The 15,060-nt window shown below is 72.1% G+C and carries 13 protein-coding genes and 1 tRNA gene; 5 read left to right on the top strand and 9 right to left on the bottom strand.

Annotated elements, in window-relative coordinates:
* Positions 1 to 50: 50 nt before the first annotated feature.
* Positions 51 to 1,664, bottom strand: coding sequence for an MFS transporter (locus OG764_RS21165; protein ID WP_443056004.1), 1,614 nt, complete (start codon positions 1,662 to 1,664; stop codon positions 51 to 53).
* 63 nt (positions 1,665 to 1,727) lie between these two features.
* Between OG764_RS21165 and OG764_RS21160 the strand changes: the two genes are divergently transcribed.
* Positions 1,728 to 2,681, top strand: coding sequence for a helix-turn-helix transcriptional regulator (locus OG764_RS21160; RefSeq protein WP_328969986.1), 954 nt, complete (start codon positions 1,728 to 1,730; stop codon positions 2,679 to 2,681).
* Between the two features lie 112 nt (positions 2,682 to 2,793).
* On the opposite strand, the gene OG764_RS21155 is transcribed toward OG764_RS21160, so the two are convergent.
* From OG764_RS21155 to OG764_RS21145, 3 genes are all read right to left on the bottom strand, one after another.
* Positions 2,794 to 3,819, bottom strand: a complete 1,026-nt coding sequence (locus OG764_RS21155) for a sigma-70 family RNA polymerase sigma factor (protein WP_328969985.1) — start codon at positions 3,817 to 3,819, stop codon at positions 2,794 to 2,796.
* Between the two features lie 397 nt (positions 3,820 to 4,216).
* Entirely contained in the window at positions 4,217 to 5,764 is a 1,548-nt protein-coding gene (locus OG764_RS21150; protein WP_328969984.1) for an MFS transporter, read from the bottom strand.
* A gap of 99 nt (positions 5,765 to 5,863) precedes the next feature.
* A complete protein-coding gene (locus OG764_RS21145) occupies positions 5,864 to 6,547 on the bottom strand; it encodes a TetR/AcrR family transcriptional regulator (RefSeq protein WP_443056230.1) in 684 nt (227 codons plus the stop codon).
* Positions 6,548 to 6,880: 333 nt separating this feature from the next.
* Here OG764_RS21145 and OG764_RS21140 point away from each other — a divergent pair, with 333 nt between their 5' ends.
* Together OG764_RS21140 and OG764_RS21135 are read left to right on the top strand one after the other, a co-directional pair.
* Positions 6,881 to 8,161 carry a M6 family metalloprotease domain-containing protein gene (locus tag OG764_RS21140; RefSeq protein ID WP_328969982.1) on the top strand — a complete coding sequence of 427 codons (1,281 nt, stop codon included), beginning with the start codon at positions 6,881 to 6,883 and terminating at the stop codon, positions 8,159 to 8,161.
* A gap of 193 nt (positions 8,162 to 8,354) precedes the next feature.
* Positions 8,355 to 9,107, top strand: a complete 753-nt coding sequence (locus OG764_RS21135; RefSeq protein ID WP_328969981.1) for a thioesterase II family protein — start codon at positions 8,355 to 8,357, stop codon at positions 9,105 to 9,107.
* 161 nt (positions 9,108 to 9,268) lie between these two features.
* Here the strand turns inward: OG764_RS21135 and OG764_RS21130 are convergent, their stop codons facing one another.
* Positions 9,269 to 10,201, bottom strand: a complete 933-nt coding sequence (locus OG764_RS21130) for a 3-hydroxyacyl-CoA dehydrogenase family protein (RefSeq protein ID WP_328969980.1) — start codon at positions 10,199 to 10,201, stop codon at positions 9,269 to 9,271.
* Between the two features lie 232 nt (positions 10,202 to 10,433).
* On the opposite strand from OG764_RS21130, the gene OG764_RS21125 reads away from it, so the two are divergent.
* Positions 10,434 to 10,506, top strand: a tRNA-Arg gene (locus OG764_RS21125).
* A 248-nt stretch (positions 10,507 to 10,754) separates the two neighbouring features.
* Positions 10,755 to 11,105: an HNH endonuclease gene (locus OG764_RS21120; protein ID WP_328969979.1), complete on the top strand. Its 351-nt coding sequence runs from the start codon at positions 10,755 to 10,757 to the stop codon at positions 11,103 to 11,105.
* A gap of 13 nt (positions 11,106 to 11,118) precedes the next feature.
* Here OG764_RS21120 and OG764_RS21115 read toward each other — a convergent pair whose 3' ends face one another.
* From OG764_RS21115 to OG764_RS21100, 4 genes are all read right to left on the bottom strand, one after another.
* Positions 11,119 to 11,751, bottom strand: coding sequence for a class F sortase (locus OG764_RS21115; RefSeq protein ID WP_328969978.1), 633 nt, complete (start codon positions 11,749 to 11,751; stop codon positions 11,119 to 11,121).
* On the bottom strand, positions 11,748 to 11,972 hold the full coding sequence (locus OG764_RS21110) for a hypothetical protein (protein ID WP_328969977.1): 225 nt from the start codon (positions 11,970 to 11,972) through the stop codon (positions 11,748 to 11,750). Before OG764_RS21110 ends, OG764_RS21115 begins: the two co-directional genes overlap by 4 nt.
* 253 nt (positions 11,973 to 12,225) lie before the next feature.
* Positions 12,226 to 12,426, bottom strand: a complete 201-nt coding sequence (locus OG764_RS21105; protein WP_328969976.1) for a hypothetical protein — start codon at positions 12,424 to 12,426, stop codon at positions 12,226 to 12,228.
* 679 nt (positions 12,427 to 13,105) lie between these two features.
* Complete coding sequence (locus OG764_RS21100) at positions 13,106 to 14,863, bottom strand: MFS transporter (protein ID WP_443056003.1); 1,758 nt, start codon at positions 14,861 to 14,863, stop codon at positions 13,106 to 13,108.
* Positions 14,864 to 15,060 lie beyond the last annotated feature (197 nt).

Below are 15,060 nucleotides of genomic sequence, written 5' to 3'. Positions count from 1 at the left end.
CCCTGGTGGGGCTGGGTATGTCCGTACCGGTGGAGCGGAGGTGCGGGACCTCAGACGGTGACCTTGCGGGGGCTGCCGCCCTCGTCGGCTGCGTCGACGGCGTCCGCCGGGGCGGCGGCCGCGACGTCAGCGTCGTCGGCGTCCGACCAGGCGCCGGCCTCGGCCTCGTGGCCGACGCCCTGCTTCTGCTCGGCGGGGAGGGCGAACATCACCGCGAAGATGACGACCAGGACGCCCGCGACCCACCACAGGGCCTGCTCGAAGCCCTCGACGAAGGCGGGGCCGGGGCCGACCTTGGGCAGCTGGTCGTCGACCACGCTGAAGAAGACGACGGAGACCAGGCCGAGGCCCAGCGCGTTGCCCATCTGGCCGACGGTGTTGATCAGGCCGGAGGCGGAGCCGGCGTGCTCGCGCGGCACCTCGGAGAGGACCGCGTCGGTGAGCGGGGCCACGATCAGGCCCATGCCGACACCCATGACGATCAGCGGGGCGGCCATCTGCCACGGGGCGATGTCCATGCCGTACTCGTGGGACATCCAGATGTAGAGGAGCAGGCCCACGCCCATGACCAGGGCGCCCGCCTGGAGCACCTTGCGGCCGAACTTCGGGACCAGCTTCTGCACGGACATCCCGGCGGCGACCGAGACGGCGATGGAGAACGGGATGCCGGTGGTGCCGGCCTTCAGCGCGCTCCAGCCCAGGCCCATCTGCATGTACAGCGTCCAGACCAGGAAGAAGATGCCGGTCGCGATGCCGAAGGTCAGCTGGACGGCGATGCCCGCCGCGAAGCTCTTGACCTTGAAGAGGGAGAGCTCGACGAGCGGCGAGCCGTCCTTGCGGGTCTTGTGCTTCTCGTAGGCGAGGAAGCCGGCGAAGAGGAACGGCACGGCGCCCATGCAGAGGAAGCCCCACAGCGGCCAGTCGTTCTCGCGGCCCTGGGTGAGCGGGTAGATCAGGCCGACCAGCGAGAGCGTCGCCAGGACCACGCCGACCAGGTCGAGGCGCAGCGCCTTGGGGGCCTTGGACTCGCTGATGAACTTGCTGCCCAGGATCAGGCCGGCGATGCCGACGGGCAGGTTGATCAGGAAGATCGGGCGCCATTCGAGGCCGAAGAGGTTCCACTCGGTGAGCAGCGCGCCGAGGATGGGGCCGGAGACGGCGCCGAGTCCGATGATCGCGCCGAACATGCCGAAGACCTTGCCCCGCTCGTGGGGCGGGAAGGTCACGTGGATGATCGCGAGCACCTGCGGGACCATCAGCGCGGCCATGGAGCCCTGGAGCAGGCGGGAGGCGACGAGCATCTCCTGGTTGGCGGCGAGACCGCAGAGCGCGGAGGCGGCGGTGAAGCCGGCGATGCCGATGAGGAAGACGCGCTTGCGTCCGTAGATGTCGCCGAGGCGGCCGCCGGTGATCAGGCCCGCGGCGAAGGCGAGCGCGTAGCCCGCGGTGATCCACTGGATGGCGCTGGTGGAGGTGCCCAGGTCGTGCTGCATGCTGGGGATCGCGATGTTCACGATCGTCACGTCGACCAGGTCCATGAAGGCTGCGGTCATGACGATGGCCAGGGCCAGCCAACGGCGGCGGTCGGCGGCATCGGTGGCCGGGTCGGCCGCGGGTATGTCGTGCCCGTCCGGTTCGGGCTTCTTGGACAGCTGGGTGCTCATGAGGAGAAACGTAGACCGGATGTAGGACAGTCTGTGGCCTATTTCGCTGGCAGCCTTGGGGGTATGACGGACACACCGGCACGGCTGCTGACCCTGCTGTCCCTGCTCCAGACGCCCCGGGAATGGCCGGGCAGCGAGCTGGCCGGAAGGCTGGGCGTGAGCGCGCGGACGATCCGGCGGGACATCGACAGGCTGCGTGACCTGGGATATCCGGTCGAGGCCACCATGGGGGCCGTGGGCGGCTACCGGCTGGTGGCGGGGGCCGCGCTGCCGCCGCTTGTCCTAGACGACGAGGAGGCGGTGGCGATCGCCGTGGGGCTGCGGGCCGGGGCCGGGCACGCCATCGAAGGGGTCGAGGAGGCCTCCGTACGGGCTCTGGCGAAGCTGGAGCAGGTGCTGCCGTCGCGGCTGCGGCACCGGGTGAGCACCCTGCAGACGGCGACGCTCGCGCTGACCCGCGGGGACGGGGCGAGCATCGACCCGCGGACGCTCACGGCGACGGCTTCGGCGGTGGCCGGGCACGAGCGGCTGCGGTTCTCCTACCGGGCGGGCGACGGCGTGGGCTCGAACCGGCTGGTGGAGCCGTACCGGCTGGTGTCCACCGGGCGGCGCTGGTACCTGCTCGCCTACGACCTGGACCGCGAGGACTGGCGGACCTTCCGGGTGGACCGGCTGTCGGACCCCTTCGCGACGGGCGCCCGCTTCGCACCGCGGGAGCTGCCGATGGGCGGGGACGCTGTGGCGTTCGTGTCGCGGGGGCTGCACGGGCGGCAGGAGGAGTACGAGGCCGAGGTGGCCTTCGGGGTGCCGGTGGAGCAGGCGCCGCACTGGCTGGGGCGGGCCGAGCCGGAGGACGGCGGGTGCCGGGTGCGCTTCACGTCGGCGGACTCGCCGGACTGGCTGGCGATGCGGTTGGCGATGACGGGGCTGCCGTTCGCCGTGCGGGCGCCGGGGGCGTTGGCCGCGAGTGCGGCGGCGTTGGGGGCTCGGCTGACCGAGGCGGCCGGTGGCCGGTAGGCGGTGGCCGGTAGGCGGTGGCCGCGTACCGATCCCGTGACTTCGGCGGAGCTGGAGGTACGGGGCGGCCCCGGCACCTGGGGGGGATAGGTGCCGGGGCCGGTTCGGGGGGTCAGGCTGCCGCGTCGAAGCCTGTGTCGCGGGCCATCTTCTTCAGTTCCAGCAGGGCGTGCTTCTCGATCTGCCGGATCCGCTCGCGGGTCAGGCCGTGCTGCTTCCCGACCTCGGTGAGGGTCCGCTCGCGGCCGTCGTCGATCCCGTACCGCATCTTGATGATCGAGGCGGTGCGCTGGTCGAGCTTGCCGATGAGGTCGTCGAGCTCCTCGCTGCGGAGCAGGGAGAGCACGGACTGCTCGGGCGACACGGCGGAGGTGTCCTCCAGCAGGTCGCCGAACTGGGTCTCGCCCTGGTCGTCCACGGCCATGTTCAGGCTGACCGGGTCGCGCGCCCAGTCGAGCACGTCGCCGACGCGCTGCTCCGTGGAGCCCAGTTCGGCGGCCACCTCGGCGTGCTCGGGCTCGCGGCCGTGCTCGCGGTTGAACTCGCGCTGGACGCGGCGGATCCGTCCGAGCTCCTCGACCAGGTGGACGGGGAGGCGGATGGTGCGCGACTGGTCGGCTATGGACCGGGTGACGGCCTGGCGGATCCACCAGGTCGCGTACGTGGAGAACTTGAAGCCCTTGGCGTAGTCGAACTTCTCGACGGCCCGGACCAGGCCGGCGTTGCCTTCCTGGATCAGGTCGAGGAGCGGGAGTCCGCTGCGCGGGTAGCGGCGGGCCACGGCGACGACCAGGCGGAGGTTGGAGCGGATGAAGACTTCCTTGGCGCGCTCTCCGGCGGCGGCGAGGGCTTCGAGCTCCTCGCGCGTGGCGGAGGCCCCCCACTTCCGGGAGCCGGCGGCCTTGGAGTCGGCGGCGGCAGGGTCCGGCGTCACCGTCTCGTCGAGGATCTGGCGGGCGAACACGCCGGCCTCGATGATCTGGGACAGCTCCACTTCCTTGGCGGCATCGAGCAGCGGGGTGCGCGCGATCTCGTCGAGGTACATGCCGACCAGGTCGCGGTCGGCGATCTCCGCGCGGACGGCGCGGACGCTGCTGGCCGTCTCGGACTGACGACGGGCGACGGCGCGGGTTGCCATGCGTGCTCCCTTGCAATGAGTTCGGTCGCGGTGCGGCGGTACTGCGTGGTGCGTCTGGTTGCGACACTCTCCCGAGTGCCCGCATCCGTAGGAAACAACGACTGGAATCGGGACAGAATTCCCACGCCGCGTCTCTTTTTTTGCGATCTTGCAGTACCCTGCCCCACCGCAAAGCGGTGTCCGCCCTGGCTGCGCCCCACCTGGGGAGACGGACCGCGGCGCCGTGTGGTTGCCTGCGCGGGCGACCGAATTGCCGGATACACGCGTAGAACGCCCGAGAGGTCCCCGGAACGGCGTCGGCCTCCCGGAACGCCCCTCCCGGAACGCCGGCGAGGCCGGACGCGCCCCGGCTGGGGTGCGTCCGGCCTCGCCGGTTCCGTACGGGTCGGGGCCCGGGTCAGTGCGCGATGACCGGGACCTTCGCCACGGCGTCCGCGTCCGCGTCGTCGCCGGAGCCGGCGACCGCACCCGCGTCCGGGCGGCCGGTGGTGATGAAGGTGAGGGCGATCACGGCCGAGGCCGCGAGGATGCCCACCGCCCACCAGATGGCGGCGGCGTAGCCGTGCACCATGCCCTGGGCCTGGAGCGCCTGCCGGGCGGCGGCGCCACCGGCGCCGTCGGAGGCGTGCGCCACCAGGTACGAGGTGGTGGCGGAGGCCGCGATGGTGTTCAGCAGCGCGGTGCCGATGGCGCCGCCGACCTGCTGCGAGGTGTTGACCATCGCGGAGGCGACGCCGGCGTCGGCCGGGTCCACTCCGTGGGTGGCCAGCGACATCGCCGGCATGAAGGCCGTACCCATGCCGAGGCCCAGGAGCAGCTGGGCCGGGAGGATCAGCGCCAGGTAGGAGGAGCCGACCTCCAGCTGGGTCAGCAGCAGCATGCCGGAGGCGGCGACCAGGAAGCCGGGGCCCATCAGCAGGCGCGGCGGGACCCGCGTCATCAGCCGGGCGCCGATCTGCGTGGAGCCCGCGATCATGCCCGCGATCATCGGGAGGAAGGCGAAGCCGGTCTTGACCGGCGAGTACCCCTTGACCACCTGGAGGTAGTAGGTGAGGAAGAGGAACAGTCCGAACATCGAGATGACGGCGAGGCCAAGCGAGAGGTAGACGCCGCCGCGGTTGCGCTCGGTGAGGACGCGCAGCGGGAGCAGCGGGGACTTCACCTTGGCCTCGGTCAGGACGAAGGCGGCGAGCAGCACGGCGGAGCCGATGAACAGGCCCACGGTCACCGGGTCGCTCCAGCCCTGGGACTCGGCTCGGGTGAAGCCGTACACGAGGGCGACGAGGCCGAGCGTGGACAGGATGACGCCGGGGATGTCGAGCGGGGCGCGGTTGCGGCCGCCCTTGGGCTCGCGGACGACCAGGTACGCGCCGACGGCGGCGACGATCGCGAACGGGATGTTGACGAAGAAGGTCCAGCGCCAGTTCAGGTACTCGGTGAGGAAGCCGCCGAGGATCAGGCCCACGGCGCCGCCGCCGCCGGCGATGGCACCGTAGATGCCGAAGGCCTTGGCGCGCTCCTTGGCGTCGGTGAACATGACGGCGAGCAGCGACAGTGCGGCGGGCGCGAGCAGCGCGCCGAAGGCGCCCTGGAGGGCGCGGGCGCCGAGCATCATGGCCTCGCCGGTGGCCGCGCCGCCGAGGGCGGAGGCCGCGGCGAAACCGATCAGGCCGACGACGAAGGCGTTCTTGCGGCCCCACTTGTCGGCTATCCGGCCGCCGAAGAGCAGCAGGCCGCCGAAGGCGAGGGCGTACGCGGTGATGACCCATTGCCGGTTGCCGTCGGAGATGCCCAGGTCCTGCTGGGCGGAGGGCAGTGCGATGTTCACGATCGTCGCGTCGAGGACGACCATGAGCTGGGCGAGGGCGATGAAGACCAGTGCTTTCCAGCGGCTCGGGTCGGCCTGCTGGAGGTCACCGGCCGGTGTCGACGGCGTTTTTGGCATGGGAGTAGCCACCTCGTGGTGCGTTTCAGATGAAATGGGACGTGTACGTGAAGTTGTGGGGCGGCGCGGGGCGCCGCGGGATGCGGCCGGCGGGGGCCGCTAGGGGGTGTTCCTCAGGTCGTAGAGGGTGGCCGGGCTGCCCGGCAGCTCGGAGCGGGCGGGCGCGCGCATGCCGTCGAGGAACAGTTGCAGATGGCGGTGCGTGAAGCGGTCGATGTCGAGGCAGCCGGTGCCCGGCAGCGGGCGGCTGAGCTGGGACAGCGCCACCATCAGGTCGCCGGCGGCGACGTCGGGGCGCAACAGGCCGGACTCCCGGGCCCGCGCCATCAGGATTTCGACGGCGGCCTCCAACTCGTCGCGGGCGGCGAGCAGTTCGTGGTGGTCTCGGTCGAAGTCGCCGGAGAGCATCGGGCACAGGGCGCCGATCCGCTCGTCGGCGGCGGCGTGCACGAAGCGGCACAGGGCCGCGAAGGCGTCGGCTTCCTCGGCGAGGGCGGTCTCGGCCTGCGCGGTCACCCGGTCCATGACGTAGAGGACCACGTGGTGGACGAGGGCGGCGCGGTCGGGGAAGTGCCGGTAGAGGGTGGCGTTGCCGATGCCGGCGCGTCGGGCGATCTCGTCGAGCGGGGCCTGGGAGCCGTACTCGACGAACATCTCGCGGGCCGCGACGAGGATCCGCTCCCGGTTGCGCTGGGCGTCGGCGCGCGGTCGCGGGACGGCGCGCCCGGCGGGCGCGTGCTGCTCGCAGCCGGCCGCCCGGTCCGGGTCGGCCGGGCGACTGATGTCCAGCGCGCCCGGTTCCCGCGGTGCGCGCGGCGCGCGCGGCGCCGGGCCGGAGGTGGTCGCGGTCTCCACGGCTGCACTCCCCCTCGTTCGTAAGGTCTCGTGTTCGCAAGGTCTCGGTCGCTCCCCAAGCGGGGAGCTGGTCCCCGTTTCGAGGACACCTGGGTAAACGGGGAGCGCGTCCCCGGTTATTTCACTCTTCTGTGTGACCTGAGTCACACCCCGATCCACGTTCGGACGATCCCGGCGCGCGGTCCGGTCCGACCCGGCAGAGGGTGGGCGCAGGAGCGCAGCACGGGTCCGGCCGGCTGCCGCGGACCCGAAGGCGACCGCATGCCGCAGACCCGCCACCGGATATGCAGACACCGCCGGACCAGCGCGTACATCGGACTCACCGCGCTGGCGCTGGGCGTGACCGCCACCGCGAGCGGCGGCATGAGCGACCGGCCGCGCGCCGCCGCGGGCCCGGTCGCCACCGCGAACGAATCCGCCCTCGCGCCCTGCCGGATCTCCGGAGCCATGGGCGTCCAGATGTCCGAAGGCCTGCCGACCCCGCCCGGGTACTCCCGCTCCACCGGTGAGGTCCGCGCCCTGAACCTCATGATCGACTTCCCGGACGCCAAGGGCGAGGGCACGGCCAAGGACCGGCTGGCCGAGTTCTTCCCGCAGACCTCCGACTGGTTCCGCACCAGCTCGTACGGGCGGCTGGTATACCGGCCCGAGGCCCCGGTATCGAACTGGCTGCGGATGCCGATGCCGTTCGCCGCGTACGGGATCGAGCGCGGCTCCCCGTACGAGCCCGGCTACCGCCAGCTCGTCGAGCACATCGTCAAGGCCGCCGACGCGGAAGTGGACTTCAGCGCGTACGACCTCGTCAACATCCTGGTCACCCCGAACGCCGGGCCGTCCGCCCTCGACACCGTCCTGTCGGTGACCTTCTCCGGGAACGGGGAAGCGCCGATCGCCGACGGTGTCCCGCTGGCCAACACGTCCTTCGTCTACAGCCGGCAGGACGACGGCTCCGGCTCGTACCGCGAGACCGGCTACCGGGTGCTGCCCCACGAGAACGGGCACGTCTTCGGACTGCCCGACCTCTACACCGCGGACGGCGGCGGCGCGGTCGGACACTGGGACATCATGAGCGAGGACTGGGGCGCCAACAACGACCTGCTCGGCTGGCACAAGTGGAAGCTCGGCTGGCTCGACAGCAGCCAGATCAGCTGCGCCGCCAAACCCGGCACCAGCGACCACGTACTCACCCCGCTGGCGGTCGCCGGCGGCGCCAGGAAACTCGCCTTCGCCCCCACCTCCGACTCGGCCGGCATCGCCGTCGAGGTCCGCACCCCGGCCGGCAACGACGAGGCCGTGTGCAAACCCGGCGTGCTCATCTACAAGGTGGACTCGCAGGTCGACACCGGGCGCGGCCCCGTCGCCATCTCGGACAGCGCCCTCGACAGCGGCGGCTGCACCCGGCGCCCCAACGTCCACTCCGAACTCTCCGACGCACCCTTCGGCCCCGGCGAGACCTACACCGACGACGCCAGCGGCATCAGCGTCTCGGTCGTCGGCGAACTGCCCAACGACAGCTACCAGGTACGCATCACCCGCCCCTGAGGGGCCGCTTCGCGGACCCGCCCGGGAGGCGTCGCGGGATCGGCGGAAGTGGCCCGATCGTCAGGGCGGCGGGGCGGCGGGGCGGGGGGCGGGGGACGACTCGACGGACGGTCGAGGTCCACTCGGCCGTCCGCACACCCGTACGAGCCTGCCCCTAGGGTCGTCATACCGGACGACCACCCAGGGAGACCCGATGACAGCCCTCGTGCACCTGCGCCCCAACTCGACCGCATCGCTGCGCCTGGTCTGCTTCCCGCACGCCGGCGGCTCCGCGAGCTTCTTCCGCGAGTGGGCCGACCACGTGCCCCTCGGCGCGGAACTCATGGCCGTGCAGTACCCCGGCCACGAAGGCCGCTTCCGGGACCCCCTCATCCCCACGATGGGCGGCCTCGCGGACGAGGTCACCGCGGAACTCCTCGCCGCCCCGGTGCGCCGCACCGTGCTGTTCGGCCACAGCATGGGCGCTTCGGTGGCGTACGAGACCCTGCTGCGCCTGGAGGCGGCCGGGGCAACGCACTTCACCCGGCTGTGCGTCTCGGGCCGCGCGGCGAGCGGCTTCCCCGCCGACGTCCCGCAGCAGCCCCTCTCCGACGCCGAACTCGACAGCCGGCTGCGGACCCTGGGCGGCACCGACCCCCAGGTGCTCGAAAGCGCCGCCCTGCGCGAGCTGTTCTTCCCGATCATCCGCAACGACTTCTTCCTGGTGGACCGGTACCGCCCGGACCCGGCCGCGCCCCCGGTGCACGCCGAGATGATCGTGCTGACCGGCGACGCGGACCCGCGCATGTCGGAGGCCAAGGCCGACGACTGGGCGGCCCTCACCACGGGCCCCTCCACCACCCACGTCCTGCCCGGCGACCACTTCTACCTCTCGGCCCACACGGAAACCCTGGCCCGCCTGGCCATGACGGCGGTCCCGGCGGCCGCCCGGCCGGTGGACGCGTAACGAAGTCGGGCGGATACGCCGCAGCCGATCAGCCTCCCGTAGGGAACGGCTGATCGGCTGGTCGTACGGAACGGGCCGGTCGTACGGAACGGGTGATCGGCCGGTCGTACGGAACCGGTGATCGGCCGCTCGTACGGGACCGGCGGGATCGGCGACGGTGGTCAGCCGGTGGGGGCGTACCGGTGGAAGCCCTCGCCGCTCTTGCGCCCGAGCTTGCCCGCGGCCACCAGGTCCGTCAGCTGCTCGCAGGGCGCGAACCGCTCGTCCCCGGTGAGCCGGTGCAGGACGTACAGCGTGTCCGCGACCGTGTCGAGGCCGATCAGGTCCGCCGTCCGCAGCGGCCCCGTCGCGTGCCCGAAGCGCTCCTGGAAGATCCGGTCCACGGTGGCCGCGTCGGCGGCGCCCGCCCGGACCGCGCCGGCCGCGTCGTTGTACGCGACGTGCGCGAGCCGGTCGGAGACGAACCCGGGGGCGTCGTGGACGATCGTCCCCTGCTTGCCCAGGGAGTGCAGCAGCGCGTGGGCGCGGGCGAGGGTCTCCGTGCTCGTGTCCTTGGCGCGGACGACCTCGACGGCGTCGTTCGCGTGGACCGGGTTCACGAACAGCATGCCGAGGAGCCGGTCGGGGGACGGGATCTGCCGGCCGAGGAGTTCGACGGGGACCGCCGACGTACACGTGGCGATCACCGTGCTCGCGGGGACGACGGCGCCCAGCGAGCGGACGAGATCCTCCGTGACGGCAATGCTCCCGCGGGCGCACTCGAAGACGAAGGACGCGCCCGCGAGGTCACCCAGGTCGTCGCTGAAACGAATCCGCGCGACGGTCTCCGCCACGCCGTCGGCGGCCGCCCGGCGCAGCATGACGGCCATCCGGATGCCGGCGCGCAGCCGGTCCGGGGCGCCGGCCAGCACATCGGCCGTCGACTCCACGACGGTCACGTCGTGCCCCGCCGCGGCCAGGCACTGCGCCACGCTCAGCCCCAGGGTCCCGGCTCCGACAACGCCGACGGCAAGCCGCGACACGTCACCTGCGGGAACGGGGACGGGGACGGGGACGGACCGAACGATCCGGGCGGGGTCGGTGGAGTCGGGCACGGGGCTCTCCTGACGCGGCATCTCGGCGTGCGGGCCCCGACCAACGTAGGCCACCACCACGGAGAACCACTCGAGGACCACTCGAGCCCACCCCAAACCGGGCACGAGCCCCCGAACCGGCCTGCCGGGTACCGCCCCGCCCTTCCCACCCATCCCTGCCAACCCACCCCCCTGCCCGCCCCGATACCCCCCAGCGCCACACCCCCGACATCGGCTAACCTGTCCTCGACTCGCCTTCGTAGCTCAGGGGATAGAGCACCGCTCTCCTAAAGCGGGTGTCGCAGGTTCGAATCCTGCCGGGGGCACAGCAGTAGACCTGCTGGTCAGAGTGGGTCCAGGGCCCTCCAGCCGATCACGGCCGGAGGGCCCTCGCCACTCCTCGACACCCACATCGCCGACGCGATCGGCATGTCACCCGCGGACGGGCTGACCGTCCGCCCGATCCGGGCCGTGCTGCGGGTGCTGCTCCCGGCGGATCGCCTTGACGACGTCGGCGTATCGGGGGTCAGAGCACGACCGGTGGCGTGTCAGTCCCCTGTGGCAAGGTCACGCCATGGGAGACAGGCAGAACGCAGCCAGGGCCCGGCTGTTGGAGACGCTTCGTCGCAGATCGAGCGATCACACGGACATCGAGCTGCACGTACACCACCTCGTGCCCTGGCGGATGGCCGGTCCGACTGCCGAGGAAAACCTCGTCACACTCTGCGGCACATGCCACAAGGGCCTGGACCCGGACTTCGAACCGACTCTGCGCGAGCTTGCAGGGCTACCCGGCCCGGCAGCAGGTCTGGACGTGGACAACTCAGAGTTCAACGAAGAGGTCGCGCGCTATCGCGAGCTGGTGGAGGAACTGCTGGCTCGTCAACGTCAGTCCGAGACGAGCACGCAGGCCACCGAGCCGTGATCACGCACTCGGGTCAGGGGCGGACGAGGTCGGCGTAGAAGATGACGTTGTTCGTGCGGTGGCCGTTCTTGATCTCGCCGCCGCAGGTGATCAGGCGCAGTTCGGGGCGGCCGGTGTTCCCGTAGACCTTCCGCGTCGGGAACTTCGCCTTGTCGACGTCCTCGACCTCGCGGATCTTGAACGTGGCCGTCATGCCGTCCGCGCGCGGCACCTCGACCACGTCACCGAGCTTGATCTTCTTGACGTCCTTCATCAGGGCCGGCCCGTGCCTGGTGTCGTAGTGCGCGACGAGCACTGCCGCGCCCACCTCACCGGGGGTCACCCCGCCGGTCCACCAGCCGGGGGTGTCGGCTTCGGTGTCGGCGTCCGGAACGCCCAGCTCGCCGTTGGCGTCGGTGGTGAGGTCGAGCATCTTCTTCGCGTCGACGCCGGCCGAGGGGATCTTCAGCCCGGTGGGCCGGGACTTCGGCAGGGCCTCGGCCGTGGACGCCTCCCTCGCCGGGGCGGCGGCGGTGCTGCCGACCTTGGGGTCGGGGGCCATCCCGCTGCCACAGGCCGACAGCCCCGCGGTGAGCGAGGCGGCCAGCGCGGCCGCGGCGGCGATCCGGACGACACGGGGACGGGCGGCGGTGCTGGTGCAGGTCATCGCAGCACTCCGGACGAGCCGCGGCCGCCGGGCGGGGTGAGCGCGCCGCCCTCCAACACCACCTGGTTCACGAACTGCCGAGCCCCCTGCTCCAGCCCGCCGACGACCGACGAAGCGGTCGGTGAGTCCGCGAACGCGGCGCCCACAGGAAGAGCGAGAACGGTGACGGCACCGCCACCGGCACCGGTGGCGATGGCGGCAGTACGGAAGATGGCACCCATGGGCGGGATTCCCCTCGTCGTCTCTGCGTCGCCCTGTCCTGTAGGGCATCCGCCCCGGCGACGACTACGAAGCTACGAGGAGCATGTTCTGGTAATCCGTCGACAATGTAACGTTTGCCCGAATAGGCGGCAGCAAAGCCGTAAAGGGCGTCCGGGCGGAGGCCGTGACAGGCCTCGGCGGGCCGGTCCGGGGGCGCGAAAGCCCTCCCGACCGCAGGCCGGGAGGGCCGCCACCACACCGGGACCTGTCCTGCTAGCTCAGCCCCCTGCTCCGCTCACCGATGCGATCGCCTTGCGGACTGCCGGCACGCTTCAGCTCCGCCTTCGTGTGCAGCCCGCCCTTCACCTTGCTGCGCACGGGGCCTTCGAACCCGTGCCCCTTCGCCCACGGCGGCTCAGCCGGGCGCTGGCCTTCCGCGGCGGCACGAAGGTCCTTCTTCTGCTCTTTGCCCATCCCGTCGTCACTCCTTCGAGAAACGCCTAATCGGACTATTCGGAGCATATGCCGGTCCGCTGCGCTTGGCATCGCGGGAACCGGTCCGCTGCGCTTGGCGGGCGGGTCCACGTGTCACGCCCGTGCCGGGCGGGGCGCACATGCCCGGCTCCCCGCCGGTGGGGGTCCCGCGCGGGTCCGCCGCGCTTGGCGGGTCCGCGTCCCGGCTGTGCCCCGTGCGGGGCGGGGCGTTCGTGTCCGGCCGGCCGCCGGTGGGGGTCCGCCGCGCTTGGCGGGTCGGCGTCTCGGCTGTGCCCGTGCCGGGCGGGGCGTTCGTGTCCGGCCGGCCGCCGGTGGGGGTCCGCCGCGCTTGGCGGGTCGGCGTCTCGGCTGTGCCCGTGCCGGGCGGGGCGTTCGTGTCCGGCCGGCCGCCGGTGGGGGTGCCCCCGCGCTCCGCGCGGGGGTGTTCTCCCACCCGCTCCGCCCGTACAGCGGCATCGAGATGCTGAGGTTTCCAGTGGGGGCTGGGCGCCGTCGGCGGCTGCCCCTACCCCGTACGCCGTACGCCAGCCTCGGCCTCGGCCGGGGGATTCGGGGCCGCTGCGCGGCTGGGACGCGATCCGTTACCGGGATCCCCCGCCCGCCTCCCCACGAACGAGCGCCTTCCCGCAAAAGCCCAGGTCAGGGCACTCCCCAGCCCCTACTCCCCCTCCCCCACCGCCTCCTCGACCAGCGTGTCCGGGCAGGCCGTGCCGCGTGGGAGTTGGTAGGGGGCGGCGAGGCGGTAGACGCCGGGGGTGGGGGCCAGGAGGGTGGTCCATTCGTCGCCTTCGGCGTCCGGGGCGGAACGGAAGAGGCAGCCGGCGATGTTTTCGTCTTCCGTCGGCGGTTCGACGCTCTTGCCCTGCGCGTCGACGAGGCCGAGCCACGGCGAGTACGGGACGCGGATCCGTACCGCCCCCGCCTCCTTCACGTCCACGACGAGTTCGCCCGCGCCCACGCGCCGCACGGTCGCCGGCAGGTCGGCGAGCGGTGTCGGCCGGCTGACCCGGAACAGGTCCCAGTTCTCGTTGCTCCACACCCGCTGGAGGTACGGCACCCCGCTCCGGATGAGTTCCGCTTCGTGCTTGCCCCCCGAGTCGGGTTCGTCGGCGGACAGTACGACGTAGTGGACGGCCCAGCGGTCGAGCCATTCGCGGTAGTTCTCGGAGTCGAGGGTGTCGTCGTAGAAGAGCGGGTTGCGTTCCAGGTCGGCCTGGCGGTTCCAGCCGCGTGCGAGGTTCACGTAGGGTGACAACGCCGACGACTCGCGGTGGCTCCTGGCCGGGACGACCTCGACCCGCCCGCGGTCCGTGCCGGCCTGCTGGAGCTGGTCGACGAGCGGCGCCAGCTCGCGCGCCCACGACGCCGCCGGCGTGGTGTGCACGATGTCGTTGACGCTGTTGATGGTGATCCAGGTGTTGACGCCGACGAACCCGAGGACCAGCGCGTACCACTTGCGCTTGCCGCGTTCCGTGTACGGCAGGGCGGCGACGAAGACCGCGCCGGCGAACAGCATCGCGAGGCGGGTGACGTTCGAGCCGACCTGCGAGTCGACGAGCCAGGTGAGGAACACGCCCACCGCGTACACCGCGGCGGCGAGCCGTACGGTCTTCCACTTCGGCGGCACGAGCACGAGCGAGAGCACGGCGAAGAGGAACGGCAGGGCCGCGGTTCCGATCGACATCGGCTGCGTCCCGGAGAAGGGGAACAGCCACGCCGACAGCCCGACGATGATCACGGGCGGCAGCCCGAGTGCGTACGCGCCCGGCCGCCGCGCGCTCAGGAACAGCGCGGCCGCGACGACGCCGAGGAAGAGTCCGGCCACCGGCGAGGCGGCGGTCGCGAGCCCGGCCAGCGGCGCGGCGACGGCGGCCTTGCCCCACCGGTTGCGGGCCCATTTCCGGGGCCAGCAGAACACGGCGGCCACGGCGCCCAGCGCGAACATCACGCCGAGCCCGAAGGTCACCCGCCCCGATATCGCGTTGCAGAACAACCCGAAGACCGCGGCCATGGCGGGCGGCACCGGATTGCGGACCGCGCCGCGGCAGCGGAACAGGATCAGCGTGACGAGCCCCGCCGACAGGGTGCCGGCGATCATCATCGTCGTACGGACGCCGAGCACGGACATCAGGTACGGCGACACGACGCTGTACGAGACGGGGTGCATCCCGCCGTACCAGGCGAGGTTGTACGCGGAGTCCGGGTGTCGGCCGACGAACTCGGCCCACGCGTCCTGGGCGGCGAGGTCGCCGCCGCTGTTCGCGAAGACGAAGAACCACACCACGTGCAGCACGCCGGCCAGCGCGGTGACGGCGAGCACGACGGACCCGACGGGGTACCGCTCGCGCAGGGCGGCGAACCGCCCGGGCGCGGGGGGCTCGGGCCGCTCGGGCTCGGCCACCTCGGCCACACGCACCCCAGCGGTCCCAGCGCTCCCAGTGGTCCCAGCGGTCTCAGCGGTCCCAGCCTTCCCGGACGCTCCGGCCCCGGCTGTTTCAGGCACGCCGGCCCCAGCAGTCTCAGCCACCCCAGAAGCTTCCGACACCTCAGTCACCTCGGCCACCTCAGGCACCGGCACCTCGGCCACTTCAGAAGCCCCCGGCGCTCCCGGCA

Origin of the sequence: Streptomyces sp. NBC_00239, from assembly GCF_036194065.1 — a bacterium.
In the GTDB taxonomy this organism is placed as follows: domain Bacteria; phylum Actinomycetota; class Actinomycetes; order Streptomycetales; family Streptomycetaceae; genus Streptomyces.
Note: the sequence above shows the minus strand (reverse complement) of the source record. Positions and strands in the feature narration are given on the sequence as shown.

Bases quoted from the DNA above. Each gene is read 5' to 3' on its own strand.
- OG764_RS21140 (WP_328969982.1), top strand. From the start codon at position 6,881: ATGCCGCAGACCCGCCACCGGATATGCAGACACCGCCGGACCAGCGCG.
- OG764_RS21120 (WP_328969979.1), top strand. From the start codon at position 10,755: ATGGGAGACAGGCAGAACGCAGCCAGGGCCCGGCTGTTGGAGACGCTT.
- OG764_RS21155 (WP_328969985.1), bottom strand. From the start codon at position 3,819: ATGGCAACCCGCGCCGTCGCCCGTCGTCAGTCCGAGACGGCCAGCAGC.
- OG764_RS21105 (WP_328969976.1), bottom strand. From the start codon at position 12,426: ATGGGCAAAGAGCAGAAGAAGGACCTTCGTGCCGCCGCGGAAGGCCAG.
- OG764_RS21165 (WP_443056004.1), bottom strand. From the start codon at position 1,664: ATGAGCACCCAGCTGTCCAAGAAGCCCGAACCGGACGGGCACGACATA.
- OG764_RS21110 (WP_328969977.1), bottom strand. From the start codon at position 11,972: ATGGGTGCCATCTTCCGTACTGCCGCCATCGCCACCGGTGCCGGTGGC.
- OG764_RS21160 (WP_328969986.1), top strand. From the start codon at position 1,728: ATGACGGACACACCGGCACGGCTGCTGACCCTGCTGTCCCTGCTCCAG.
- OG764_RS21150 (WP_328969984.1), bottom strand. From the start codon at position 5,764: ATGCCAAAAACGCCGTCGACACCGGCCGGTGACCTCCAGCAGGCCGAC.
- OG764_RS21115 (WP_328969978.1), bottom strand. From the start codon at position 11,751: ATGACCTGCACCAGCACCGCCGCCCGTCCCCGTGTCGTCCGGATCGCC.
- OG764_RS21135 (WP_328969981.1), top strand. From the start codon at position 8,355: ATGACAGCCCTCGTGCACCTGCGCCCCAACTCGACCGCATCGCTGCGC.